This window comes from Streptomyces sp. CB01249 (assembly GCF_001905735.1).
Lineage (GTDB): Bacteria > Actinomycetota > Actinomycetes > Streptomycetales > Streptomycetaceae > Streptomyces.
The window spans coordinates 1,024,660-1,036,361 of the sequence record NZ_LISW01000001.1; the positions used below are offsets into that span (position 1 = coordinate 1,024,660).

Here is an 11,702-nt window from a genome sequence, read left to right on the forward strand (position 1 = left end):
AGGAACCCGGACATGTCGACCACCCGTCACCTGGTCAACCGTCAGCGCCGCCTGGCCACCGTCGCCGCCGCCGAACGCGCCGCGACGACCACCCCGCCCCGCCCCCGCACCGGGCGCGGACCGGACCCGGAGAAGCCGGACACCCCGCAGGACGAGGCGGATCCGCACAGCGAGGAGGACGACGGGGACGACGAGCCCGAGGCCGGGAAGAAGGCTCCCCGGCGCCGCCCGCGCCTCAGCCTGCCCGCCGTCCTCTGCGTCCTCACCCTCGTCCTCGGCGCCGTCGCCGCCTGGGCGTTCACCTCGGCGGCGAGCCTGCGCGACGACCCGAGCCGGCAGAACACCGCCCTGACCGACATCAGCCGCACCAGCGAGGTGAAGGGCCAGATCACCGAGGCCGTCGGTGCGGTCTTCTCGTACGACTACGCCTCACCCACCAAGGCCGAGACGGCGGTCACGAAGTACCTGACCGGCAAGGCGGTTCAGCAGCACGCGGACATGCTCGCCGAGGTCCGGGAGCAGGCGGCGAAGCAGAAGCTGGTCCTCACCACGACCGTCACCGACAGCGGCGTGGAACTGCTCGACGGCGACCGCGCCCGGCTGCTGATCTACGCCGACCAGCGCAACACCCGTACCGGCAAGTCCGAGGAGACCACCTACGCCGCCGCCATGTTCAGCGTGGACGCGGTCCGCAAGGGCGGCAGCTGGCGGATCTCCGCGATCGACACCTTCACCCGGTGACCCAGGCGACCCACCAAGGAGAGCACGCATGAGGTTCAACGGCACCATGCGCCGCCAACTCGGCGGCACCGCCGCCGCCGTCGCCGCGATGGCCGCGCTCACGGCGTCCCAGGCACCCCAGCTCGCCGCGCACGAGGAGACCCCGAAGCCCCGCCACACGACGGACGACGTCGTCTGGTCCGAGGTCCCCAACGACGACTCGTACCACACCGAACTCCCGCCGCTGAAGAGCCCGAAGCCGCCGAAGAAGGGCGAGAAGCAGAGCCCCGCGGCCAGGCAGTCCTGGGCCGAGGCGGGCATCCCCGCCACCGTGCTCGCCGCCTACCGCAGGGCCGAGACCACGATGGGGCGCAGCGACCCCGGCTGCCGGCTGCCCTGGCAGTTACTGGCGGCGATCGGCAAGGTCGAGTCCGGGCACGCGGCCGGCGGCCGGGTCGACAGGAACGGCACGACCGTCTCGCCGATCCTCGGCCCGGTCCTCAACGGCGCCGGGTTCGCCAACATCGCGGACACCGACGGCGGGGCCTACGACGGGGACGCGACGTACGACCGGGCGGTCGGCCCGATGCAGTTCATCCCCTCGACGTGGGCGCACTGGGGCCGCGACGGCAACGGCGACGGCCGCCGCGACCCGAACAACGTGTACGACGCGGCGCTCGCCGCCGGGGCCTACCTGTGCGCCGGGACGCGCGATCTGTCGATCCCCTCGGACATGAACCGGGCGATCCTCAGCTACAACCACTCGGAGACCTATCTGCGGACGGTGCTGTCCTGGCTGGAGTTCTACCGCAAGGGCATCCATCCGGTCACCGACGGCACGGGGACCGTCCCGAGGAGCCCCGGCGCGGGCAGCCCCAACAAGCCCAAGCACCCCGTCGGCGGCTCCGGCTCCAAGGACGGCGGCGGCATCGAGGTCGGCCCGCAGCCCAGCACCAGCACCCGCCCCACCACACCGGGCACCCACGACCCGGACCCGAGCACCACGCCCGACCCGGACCCGACGGACACCACCGGCCCCTCGCCCGACCCGACGGACCCCGGCTCCCCGGACCCGAGCACCACCCCCGACCCCGACCCGACCACGACGAAGCCGGACCCGGGCTGCACGACCACCCCCACGCCCGACCCGACCGACACCACCGAGCCCACCGGCTCCCCCTCGCCCGACCCCACGGAGACCGCCGAACCCTGCACCACCCCCACCCTGCCGCCCACGGCGGACTAGGGCCTTGCCTTTGGATCATGCCGGGCTCGCGGGCTCTGGCACCGCACCTCGCGGCGTTGTCGTCAATCACCAACGCTCCGCGTTGCCTCAATCCTCCGCCTTGCGATGCACGGCACCAGAGCCCGCTCCCTGATCCGGCCTGATCCAAAGGCAAGGCCCTGTACCCGGGCGGCGGCCGGGTTTTCCGAAGGGCTCAGCCGTCGCCCGCCAGCACCTGGGCGAGGTCGTAGCGGACGACCTCCTCCAGCTGTGCGTACGTGCAGCTGTCCGGCGTACGGTCGGGCCGCCAGCGGCGCCACTGGGCGGTGTGCCGGAAGCGGTCGCCCTCCATGTGGTCGTACGCCACCTCGCAGACCCGTTCCGGCCGCAGCGGCACCCAGGACATGTCCTTCTTGCCGGACCAGCGGCTCGGGGCGCCCGGCAGCCGGGCGCCCGCGTGCGCCTCGGCCTCGGCCCAGGCGTGCCACGGGTGGTCGTCGGCGCCGGTCAGCAGGGGTTCCAGCTCGGTGACGAGCTCCGCCCGGCGCTTCATGGGGAAGGCCGCGCACACCCCGACGTGCTGGAGCGCGCCGCTGTCGTCGTACAGGCCGAGCAGCAGCGAGCCGACGACCGGGCCGCTCTTGTGGAAGCGGTATCCGGCCACCACGCAGTCGGCGGTGCGCTCGTGCTTGATCTTGTACATGGCCCGGACGTCCGGCCGGTACGGCGCGTCGAGCGGCTTCGCGACGACCCCGTCGAGCCCCGCCCCCTCGTAGCGCTCGAACCACTCCTCGGCGCGGGCCGGGTCGGTCGTGGACGGGGCCAGGTACACCGGCGCCGACGCCCCGGCGAGCGCCCCCTCCAGCACCTTGCGCCGGTCCGCCTGCGGGGTGTCCAGGAGCGATTCGTCGCCCAGTGCCAGCAGGTCGAAGGCGATCAGCGCGGCCGGGGTCTCCCCGGCCAGCAGCCGCACCCGGGACTCGGCGGGGTGGATGCGCTCGCTGAGCCGGTCGAAGTCGAGGCGGCCGTCGTGCGCGACGACGATCTCGCCGTCCACCACACACCGCTCCGGCAGATTGTCCCGGACGGCGTCGACCACCTCGGGGAAGTACCGGGTGAGCGGCTTGCCGGTCCGGCTGCCGATCACCACCTCGTCACCGTCCCGGTGCACGATCGCCCGGAAGCCGTCCCACTTCGCCTCGTACTGCATGCCCGGCGGAATCCGCTTCACGGACTTGGCGAGCATCGGCTTCACGGGCGGCATCACCGGCAGGTCCATGGCCCGATTGTGGACCGTACGGCGACCGGAGTCTCCCGATATGCGGCATATGTGTGCCCGGCCTACCGTGGCCGACATGGCAGCAGCGGGCACAGCGGTGGAGCTGGACGCGGCCGGGCGGGCGGTCCGGCTGTCGAATCCGGACAAGGTCTACTTCCCGGAGAAGGGCTACACGAAGCGGGACGTCGCCGAGTACTTCCTCGCCGTCGGCCCCGGCATCCTGCGCGCCCTGCGCAACCGGCCCACCACCCTCCAGCGGTTCGTGGACGGCGTCGAGGGCGAGTTCTTCTACCAGAAGCGCGCCCCCAAGAACCTCCCCGACTGGATCCCCACCTCCACGATCGCCTTCCCGAGCGGGCGGTCCGCCCGGGAGATGTGCCCCACCGAGGTGGCCGCCGTCCTCTGGGCCGCCAACCTCGGCACCCTGACCTTCCACCCCTGGCCGGTCCGGGGCGGGGACACCGACCACCCCGACGAACTGCGCATCGACCTGGACCCGCAGCCGGGCACCGGATACGCCGACGCGGTCCGCGCCGCCCAAGAGCTGCGCGGTGTCCTGGAGGAGCACGGGCTGCGCGGCTGGCCGAAGACCTCCGGCGGGCGCGGCATCCACGTCTTCGTCCCCATCGAGCCGCGCTGGACGTTCACCGAGGTGCGGCGCGCGGCCATCGCGGTCGGGCGCGAGCTGGAGAGCCGGATGCCGGACCGGGTGACCACCGCCTGGTGGAAGGAGGAGCGCGGCGAGCGGATCTTCGTCGACTACAACCAGACCGCCCGCGACCGCACCATCGCCTCCGCCTACTCCGTACGGCCCTTCCCGCACGCCCCGGTCTCCGCCCCGCTGCGCTGGGAGGAGCTGGACGACGCCGAGCCCCGCGACTTCGACCTGCGCACCATGCCCGTGCGGTACGCGGAACACGGCGACGTGCACGCCGACATGGACCAGGAGGCGTTCCGCCTGGACTCGCTGCTGGAACTCGCCGACCGCCACGCGAGCGACGGCGGCCCCGGCGACCTGCCCTACCCGCCCGAATACCCGAAGATGCCCGGCGAGCCCAAGCGCGTGCAGCCGAGCCGCGCCCGCCGCGACAAGGACGACGAGGCGTGAGCGAACCGGAGCACGGGGCGCACGGCCGGCCGCTGACCCGGGGCCAGAAGTGGCAGGGCTTCAAGGAGTCCCCGTACTTCCCGGCGATCGTCCTGCTGTTCATCCTCTCCGCCGCCGCCGGGCTCTTCGCCGGCTCCTACACGTACGCCATGGCCAACCCGACCCCGCACAGCGTCCCCACCGCCGTGGTCAGCGAGCCGGACACCGAGCGCGGCCGGGAGTTCGTCGCCGGGATGGACAAGGCCCTCGACGCCTCCCTGGTCATCCACGTCTTCCCGACGGCGGCCGCCGCGCGCGAGGCGCTGGAGGAGCAGGAGGTCTTCGCGATCGTGCGCTCCGGCGAGCGGGGCGTGTCCCTGGACGTGGCCGCCGCCTCCGGGGCGGCCGTCGCCCAGCTGCTCGCCGAGTCCGCCGTGAAGGTGGGCGACGCGCTGTCCATCCCGGTGACCGTGCAGGACGTCAAACCCCTGCAGAAGGGCGACCCGCGCGGGCTCGCGCTCTTCTACATCTCGCTCGCCGCGGTGATCGTCGGTTTCGTGGGTTCCATCCAGCTCAGCGTGCACGCCCGGTCGTTGATCCCGCTGGAGCGGATCGGCTTCACCGTCGCGTACTCGCTCCTCGGCGCCTTCGCCATCGCCGCCGTGGTCGACTGGCTGCTGGGGGCGGTGGATCTGCCCTTCGTCGAGTCCTGGCTGATCCTCGCCTTCACGATGTTCACCTCGGGCATGGTCTTCACCATGTTCAACACCCTGATCGGCCGCTGGGCGATGCTGCCGACCTGGGGCGTGATGGTGCTCCTCGGGAACCCGTCGTCCGGCGGGGCCGTCTCCTGGCCGCTGCTGCCCTCGCTCCTCGGGCACATCGGACGCTGGCTGCCCCCGGGTGCCTCCGTCAACGCCCAGCACACCGCCGTCTACTACCAGGGCCACCAGCGCGTCTTCCCGTATCTGGTCCTCGCGGCCTGGTCGCTGGTCTCCTGCACCGTCTTCTGGGTGTGGCGCCACCGGCACCCCGGCGGCCGTGAGCACATGCCGCAGCACGCGGCGACGCTCACCTGATCCGGTAGGCGTATTTTGCGACTCGCCCACCGGGCTTGGCGGCCCTGAGGCGGACTTTGTCCTTACTGTGGGTAAGCGATTTTCCCGGGTCCGTCACGGCCCGTCGCCAGAGCCTCGGCAGCACCCGTCAGCAGTGGGGAGTTCGACATGGACCGCAGAAGTTTCAGCCGGCGGATGCTGGTGGGCGGCGGGGCCGTGGCGGCGGCGGGGATGGCATCGCTGTCCCTCCCGGCCCCCGCCACCGCCCTGCCGCACCCGGTCCGCCGCGCGCCCGCCGGGGGAGTGGTCCGGCACATCCGGATGTATGTGGAGAAGCTGCCGGACGGCCGGATGGGCTACGGGCTCGAAAAGGGCAAGGCCACCGTGCCGGGCCCGCTCATCGAGCTCAACGAGGGCGACACCCTGCACATCGAGTTCGTCAACACCCTGGACGTCCCGGCCGGGCTGCACGCGCACGGCGTCGACTACGACATCGCCAGCGACGGCACCCGGATGAACCACAGCACCGTCGAGCCCGGCAAAACCCGCACGTACACCTGGCGCACCCACACCCCCGGCCTGCGCAGCGACGGCACCTGGCAGCCCGGCAGCGCGGGCTACTGGCACTACCACGACCACGCCGTCGGCTCCGACCACGGCACCGGCGGCATCCGCGACGGGCTCTACGGGCCGCTGGTCGTCCGCCGCCGGGGCGACATCCTGCCGGACAAGACGATCACGATCGTCTTCAACGGCATGTCCATCAACAACACCCCGGCCGGGGAGAGCCCGGACTTCACCACCACGCTGGGGGACCGGCTCGAAGTCGTCATGATCACGCACGGCGACTTCTACCACACGTTCCACATGCACGGTCACCGCTGGGCGGACAACCGTACGGGCATGCTCACCGGTCCCGACGACCCGAGCCGGGTGGTCGACACGAAGATCGTCGGACCGGCCGACTCCTTCGGTTTCCAGGTCATCGCGGGCGAACACGTGGGCGCGGGCGCCTGGATGTACCACTGCCATGTGCAGAGCCACGCCGACCGGGGCATGGGCGGCATGCTCTTCGTGACCGACCGGGACGGCAACGTCCCCGGACACGACGGGTAGCGCGCTCAGCGGTCCGCCGTCGCGCCGAGGCGCCGCTGCTCCTCCTCCACGATGCGGCGGGCCAGCTCGCCCTCCGACACGTCCACCGCGTCCGGTGTCGTCTCGGCGACGTCGCTGCGCCGGGCATACGCGTCGAACAGGCGCTCCTTGCGGGCCACGATGTCCAGCATGCGCTGGTCGATGCTGTCCGCGGCGAGCAGCCGGTGCACCCGGACCGTCCGTATCTGGCCCATCCGGTGCACCCGGGCCACGGCCTGGTGCTCCGTCGTCGGCTTGATCTGCGGTTCGCACAGGATGACGACGGACGCGGCCTGCATGTTCAGCCCGACCCCGCCCGCCTGGATCTGGCTCAGCAGCACCGCGTGCCCGTCCGCCGCCGTGAACGCGTCGACCATCTCCTGGCGCCGAGCCGCCGCCACGCTCCCCGACAGCAGACCGGACACCCCGTCACCGAGCGCCCCGCGCACCGTCTCCAGGACCTCGCGGAAGTACGAGAACACCACGACCTTCAGGCCGTTGCCCGCCGCGTCCGCGACGAGTTCGCGCAGCCGGTCCAGCTTGGCGGAGGTCTCCGGACGGGCGTACGCCGCCCGGCGCATCCGCATGAAGTGCCCCTCGGCCACCGCCTCCCGGTACGCCAGCAGATCGCCCTCGCTGAACTCCTCCCACTCGTCCACCTGGACCACGGCGGGCAGTTCGGCGAGGACGTCCTCCTGATTGCGCCGCAGATACGCGGGGGCCACGGCCCGGCGGAACGCCCGCGAACCCGCCGCGCCGTGCCCGGCGCCGACCGAGGGGGCCAGCTCGGGCCGGAGCTGGCGGACGAGGCTGCGGAACTCCTCCACCCGGTTCTCCATCGGCGTCCCGGTCAGGAACAGCACCCGGTCCGTCCGCCCCGACCAGCCGGAGACCGCGCGCGAACGACGGGTCTCCGGGTTCTTCACGTAATGCGCCTCGTCCACCACGAGCATCCCGGGCCGCACCCCGCTCTCCCCGGCGTCCGGCAGGGCGTGCAGCGCGTCGAAGGTGGTCAGCGCGACCCCGCCGGAATCCCGCCACTCCGCGAACGCCTCCCGCCGCTCCGGCCCGTGCACCGGCAGCGCGCGCAGCGTGGACCTGGCCCGGACCTCCCGCGTCCAGTTGATGAGGACGCTCGCCGGGCATACCACCAGGAAGTGCGTCTCCCCGCGCGCCGCGAGGTGCGCCAGGGCCGCGATGGCCTGGACGGTCTTGCCGAGCCCCATCTCGTCGCCCAGGATTACCCGCTTCTGGACGAGCGCGAACCGGGCACCGAACGACTGGTAGCCGCGCAGCGAGACCCGCAGCCGGGCGTCGTCCAGCCGCAGCCCGCGCACCCGGTCGGCGATCCCCGACGGCAGGAACCCCTCCGCCGCGTCCCGGTCCGGCCCCGAACCGGAGAGCTCCGCGAGCAGGCTGTAGTACTCGGCGGACCGCAGTTCGAAGTCGACCCAGGCGGCGGCCGGGGACCCCGGCGCCCGCAGCAGATCGGCCGACACCTGGGCGAACAGCGGCGGCAGCCCACGCTCCACCGCGTCGGCGACGGCCGCCCGGACCCCGGTCACCGCCTCCCGCACCCCGGCCCGCGACCGTCGCCCCGCGAACAGCATCCGCAGCCGCCCCCGTGCCGGACCGGCCGCCGCCAGCAGCGGGTCGAGGCGCCCGGCCAGCGCCCGCGCCCCGTCCACCGCCCGCCGCGCGTCCGGGCCCGCCGCCACCAGCCCGTACACCGCGCCGAGCAGCGCGGTCACCGCCTCGTTCCGGTCGTCCACGTCCACGCGCACCGCGACGGTGTCCCGCACCGCGTGCGCGATGCCGCCCGCCGCCGCCAGGGCCTGGTCCGCCGTCTGCGCGCCGACGCCGGGGATCTGGCGGAGCTCGTAGCGGTTCGCGCCGTACACCTGGCCGACCGTCGTGAAACCCGCCTGCTCGATGGCGCCGAGTCGCAGCCGGCCCTCGGTGACGTCCTTCAGCCGGGAAACGGGGATGGAGTCGAGATCGGCGCGCACGAGGGCGTCGAGCAGGGGGTCCAGGCACGTCCGGACGGCGGTGACGGCCCGGGTGTGGTCCGCGAGGACCCCGCGTGCCGCGTCCAGCAGACCGTCGGCGCGGACGAGCAGCTCCCGGGCGGCCCGCCCGGCCGGTGCCCCGCCCTCGCTCATGTACGTCCCTCTGTCTCCGCGACCCCGCCGCTCTCCGCGTACGTGGCTCATATCGTCCCATGCGGTGCCGGTGCCGCGGCCGGGCGGACGCGCCATTGACGCGGCGTTGATCAGTCGTTTATCGCGGCACGGCACTGTGGCGTCATGCTGATCAACACCGCGACCGACCCCGCCTTCTCCTGGCAGGAAACAGCACTGTGCGCCCAGGCGGGCCCCGAGTTCTTCTTCCCGGCCCCCGGCAGTTCCACCCGTGAGGCCAAGCAGCTGTGCAACGCCTGCGAGGGACGGCAGGCGTGCCTGGAGTACGCCCTCGACAACGACGAGCGCTTCGGCGTGTGGGGCGGCCTGTCCGAGAAGGAGCGGGAGCGGCTGCGCAGAGTTGGCCGCGAGCGGGCCTGAATCAGCCCCGTACGTGCGAGACTTCGGCCTCCACCGTTTCCGTGAGCGGGCCCCGTGGCCGCGCCGGAACCCGCGTCGACCTGGAGGAGAAGCCGAGTTGAGCGAGTACGACTACGTCGTCGTCGGGGCGGGTTCGGCCGGCTGCGTGCTGGCCGCGCGGCTGTCCGAGGACCCCACCGTGCGGGTCGCGCTGGTCGAGTCGGGAGGCCCCGACCGCAAGCAGGAGATCCGCATCCCGGCCGCCTTCCCACAGTTGTTCAAGACCCCGTTCGACTGGGACTTCAGCACGGTGAAGCAGCCGGCGCTCGGCGGCCGCGAGCTGTTCTGGCCGCGCGGGCACACGCTCGGCGGTTCCTCCTCGATCAACGCGATGATGTGGGTACGCGGACACCGCGACGACTACGACGCGTGGGCGGCGTCCGCCGGGCCGGACTGGGGCCACGACGCGATCGTGCCCTACTTCCGGCGCGCCGAGCGCTGGTCCGGCCCGGCAGGCGACCGCACGGTGTACGGCACCGAGGGCCCGCTGCACATCGCGCCGCCCCGCAGCCCGTCCCCGCTCACCGCCGACTTCGTCACCGCCTGCCGCGACGACGGCCTGACACTCCTGCCCGAACTCAACGCGCCCGACCACAGCGGGGTCGCCCTCACCCCCGTCAACCAGCGGCGCGGACGGCGCTGGAGCGCGGCCGACGGGTACCTCAAACCGGCCGCCAAGCGCGCCAATCTGGATATCCTCCCGCACACCCGCGTCCGCGCCCTCGCCTTCGACGGCGACCGGGCCACCGGGGTGGAGACCGAGAGCTCCGGTACGCTCACCGCGCGCCGCGAGGTGATCCTCAGCGCCGGCGCCATCGGCTCCCCGCACCTGCTGTTGCGCTCGGGCATCGGCGACCCCGGCGAACTGCGCCGCGCGGGCGTCGAGGTGCGCGCCGCGTCACCGGACGTCGGCCGCAACCTCCAGGACCACCTGTCCTTCGCGGTCACCCTGCACTGCCCGCGCCCGGTCACCCTGACGGGCGCCGACACCCCGGTGAACATCGCCCGCTACCTGCTCACCGGGCGCGGACCGCTCAGCTCCAACCTGGCGGAGGCCGTCGCCTTCGTCCGCAGCGCCTCCGCACCGGCCGCCCCGGACCTGGAACTGATCTTCGCCCCGGCCCCGTTCATCGACCACGGGCTCACCCCGCCCACCGAACACGGCATCACGATCGGCGTGGTCCTGCTCCAGCCCGAGAGCACCGGCCGCATCACCCTGGACACCGACCACCCGGACCCGCGCTCCGCCCTGCGCATCGACCCGGGCTACCTCGCGGCCGGCACCGATCTGCGGCGCATGATGGACGGCGTCCGCCACGCCGAACGGCTCTTCGCCCACACTGCCCTCGCCCCGCACACCTCGACGCCCATGGGCCACTACCCGGGCGAGGTGGACGACGACCGCCTCGCCGAGGCGATTCGGACCGGGGCGGAGACCCTCTACCACCCCGTCGGCACCTGCCGGATGGGCGAGGACCCCGGCTCGGTCACCGACCCCCGGCTCCGGGTGCGCGGGGTCCGGGGCCTGCGCGTGGTCGACGCCTCGGTCATGCCGCGCATCACCCGGGGTCACACCCACGCGCCCACGGTCGCCATCGCCGAGAAGGCCGCCGAACTGATCCGGCAGGACGCCCGGGGCTAGAAGTCCGCCAGGGGCCGCCGCAGGGCCGGGATCACGACGGGATACGGAACGTCTCCCCGTACATCTTCCAGGTCAGCGGCGGCTCCAGGCCCAGGTTCTCGTCCTCCAGGAAGACGCGCTGCGCGGTGTCGATGCGCGAGGTGTCGTGCTGCTGGTTCTTCTTCGACTTCATCACGGCCCGCGCGGTGTCCAGGAAGATGTCCAGGTACGCCGACTCGTCACCGCCCTCCGCGACCGTGTCCGCCTCGGCCAGCGCCGCCTGCCGGATGCCGTAGAAGGAATCCGCCTCGTGCCCGGGCCCCTGGAGCACCATGGTGTCGAAGTAGATGAACTGGCCCAGCGCGCCGAGCCCGTCCAGCTTCGCCAGGCGCACCGCGGGCTCGAAGTACTGCTTGTCGCGGACCTCCTCCTGCGCCGCGCGGAACGCCGGGTCCTCGGCCGCCTTCTTCCACGCACCCGTGAACCCCGGGTCCAGGCCCTCGTGCGAACCGGTCCCGTCGACCTTGCGCAGCGCGGGCAGATACGGGGCGAGCGGGTTGTCCGGGTGGTCCTTCGTGAACGTCTCCACGAACGCCAGCATGTCGTGCGTACCGGAGCAGAAACCGACGAGCCCGGCCGCGTAACCGGTGCCGTCGCCGCTGTCCTCGATCGTCGCGTACTGGGTGCGCCAGTCCAGCGTCGAGCCCTCCGCGCTGGCCAGCAGCTCCCACGCGATCTCGCGCATCTTCGGCGCGGCGAGCCCGGCCGGCGCCCGGCCGACCCGCTTGTTCATCTCCGCGCGCTCCTCGTCGTCCGCCGCCGCGAACGGGTCCGGGTTCACCGGCCCGGTGGCCGAAGCCTCGGCGGCCTTGGGGGAGTCCGTCGGCAGTCCGGCGTCGTCGCCACCGGTGTTGAAGACGAGGGCGACGGCTATCGCCAGCGGCGCACCGATGAGAACGAAGCGGGTCACAGGTTTCA

10 protein-coding genes are annotated in these 11,702 nt (G+C 72.8%); 7 read left to right on the forward strand and 3 right to left on the reverse strand.

Annotation, left to right across the window (positions count from 1 at the left end):
* Positions 1 to 12 precede the first annotated feature (12 nt).
* Both AMK18_RS04310 and AMK18_RS04315 read left to right on the forward strand, forming a co-directional pair.
* Positions 13 to 741 carry a nuclear transport factor 2 family protein gene (locus AMK18_RS04310; protein WP_073861691.1) on the forward strand — a complete coding sequence of 243 codons (729 nt, stop codon included), beginning with the start codon at positions 13 to 15 and terminating at the stop codon, positions 739 to 741.
* Positions 742 to 769: 28 nt separating this feature from the next.
* Positions 770 to 1,966: a lytic transglycosylase domain-containing protein gene (locus tag AMK18_RS04315; RefSeq protein ID WP_073861692.1), complete on the forward strand. Its 1,197-nt coding sequence runs from the start codon at positions 770 to 772 to the stop codon at positions 1,964 to 1,966.
* A gap of 193 nt (positions 1,967 to 2,159) precedes the next feature.
* On the opposite strand, the gene AMK18_RS04320 is transcribed toward AMK18_RS04315, so the two are convergent.
* Positions 2,160 to 3,224, reverse strand: coding sequence for an ATP-dependent DNA ligase (locus AMK18_RS04320; protein ID WP_073861693.1), 1,065 nt, complete (start codon positions 3,222 to 3,224; stop codon positions 2,160 to 2,162).
* 97 nt (positions 3,225 to 3,321) lie between these two features.
* On the opposite strand from AMK18_RS04320, the gene ligD reads away from it, so the two are divergent.
* The 3 genes from ligD to AMK18_RS04335 all read left to right on the forward strand — a co-directional run bounded on the left by ligD (position 3,322) and on the right by AMK18_RS04335 (position 6,485).
* A complete protein-coding gene (ligD, locus tag AMK18_RS04325; protein WP_073861694.1) occupies positions 3,322 to 4,332 on the forward strand; it encodes a non-homologous end-joining DNA ligase in 1,011 nt (336 codons plus the stop codon).
* The gene (locus tag AMK18_RS04330; RefSeq protein ID WP_073861695.1) at positions 4,329 to 5,390 is read left to right on the forward strand and encodes a hypothetical protein; all 1,062 of its coding nucleotides are present in this window, start codon (positions 4,329 to 4,331) and stop codon (positions 5,388 to 5,390) included. The genes ligD and AMK18_RS04330 overlap by 4 nt, the downstream gene beginning before the upstream one ends.
* 147 nt (positions 5,391 to 5,537) lie before the next feature.
* Positions 5,538 to 6,485, forward strand: a complete 948-nt coding sequence (locus AMK18_RS04335; protein ID WP_026171147.1) for a multicopper oxidase domain-containing protein — start codon at positions 5,538 to 5,540, stop codon at positions 6,483 to 6,485.
* Between the two features lie 5 nt (positions 6,486 to 6,490).
* On the opposite strand, the gene AMK18_RS04340 is transcribed toward AMK18_RS04335, so the two are convergent.
* Positions 6,491 to 8,665: a DEAD/DEAH box helicase gene (locus AMK18_RS04340; RefSeq protein ID WP_073861696.1), complete on the reverse strand. Its 2,175-nt coding sequence runs from the start codon at positions 8,663 to 8,665 to the stop codon at positions 6,491 to 6,493.
* Positions 8,666 to 8,809: 144 nt separating this feature from the next.
* On the opposite strand from AMK18_RS04340, the gene AMK18_RS04345 reads away from it, so the two are divergent.
* The gene (locus tag AMK18_RS04345; protein ID WP_018100193.1) at positions 8,810 to 9,064 is read left to right on the forward strand and encodes a WhiB family transcriptional regulator; all 255 of its coding nucleotides are present in this window, start codon (positions 8,810 to 8,812) and stop codon (positions 9,062 to 9,064) included.
* A gap of 97 nt (positions 9,065 to 9,161) precedes the next feature.
* The gene (locus AMK18_RS04350) at positions 9,162 to 10,745 is read left to right on the forward strand and encodes a GMC family oxidoreductase (protein ID WP_073861697.1); all 1,584 of its coding nucleotides are present in this window, start codon (positions 9,162 to 9,164) and stop codon (positions 10,743 to 10,745) included.
* A gap of 31 nt (positions 10,746 to 10,776) precedes the next feature.
* Here the strand turns inward: AMK18_RS04350 and AMK18_RS04355 are convergent, their stop codons facing one another.
* Positions 10,777 to 11,694 (reverse strand): chitosanase, encoded by a 918-nt coding sequence (locus AMK18_RS04355; RefSeq protein WP_073861698.1) that lies wholly within the window; start codon positions 11,692 to 11,694, stop codon positions 10,777 to 10,779.
* Positions 11,695 to 11,702 lie beyond the last annotated feature (8 nt).